The organism is Streptomyces mutabilis (assembly GCF_014649815.1).
Taxonomy (GTDB): Bacteria; Actinomycetota; Actinomycetes; order Streptomycetales; family Streptomycetaceae; genus Streptomyces; species Streptomyces mutabilis.
Genome location: NZ_BMTT01000141.1, coordinates 1 through 727 on the forward strand (window position 1 = coordinate 1; position 727 = coordinate 727).

1 protein-coding gene is annotated in these 727 nt (G+C 37.7%); it reads left to right on the plus strand.

Features of this window, described 5'->3' with window-relative positions:
* Window positions 1-60: 60 nt before the first annotated feature.
* On the plus strand, window positions 61-727 hold a 667-nt coding region (locus IE142_RS39775; protein WP_502266910.1), incomplete at its 3' end, for a 4Fe-4S dicluster domain-containing protein.

The following is a 727-nucleotide window of genomic DNA, read 5'->3' on the forward strand; positions in this document are numbered from 1 at the left end:
CAATTGGAAATCAAAGAGATGAGTATGTAGCTGTTAGAAAAATGAAGGAGGTCAATTGGCTTGAAGATTAAAGCGCAAGTTGCAATGGTATTGAATCTAGACAAATGTATTGGTTGTCATACTTGCAGTGTGACATGTAAAAACACATGGACAAATCGACCTGGTGCAGAATATATGTGGTTTAATAACGTAGAAACAAAACCGGGTGTAGGATATCCAAAAAGATGGGAAGACCAAGGACAATATAAAGGTGGTTGGGTGCTAAATAAAAAAGGAAAGCTTGAATTAAAATCTGGTAACAGATGGTCAAAAATTGCTTTAGGTAAAATCTTCTATAATCCAGACATGCCACTCATTCAAGATTATTATGAACCGTGGACATATAACTATGAACACTTAACCAATGCTAAACAAGGACAGCACTCTCCCGTGGCGACAGCTCACTCTTTAATTTCAGGTGATAGATTGAATCTTAAATGGGGGCCAAACTGGGAAGATGATTTAGCTGGAGGTCACATTACAGGACCAGAGGATCCAAATATTCAGAAAATAGAAGAAGATATTAAATTCCAATTCGATGAGACATTTATGATGTATTTACCAAGACTATGTGAACACTGTTTAAATCCAAGTTGCGTAGCATCTTGTCCATCAGGAGCTATGTATAAACGAGATGAAGATGGTATCGTACTCGTCGATCAAGAAGCCTGTCGAGGTTGGAGATACT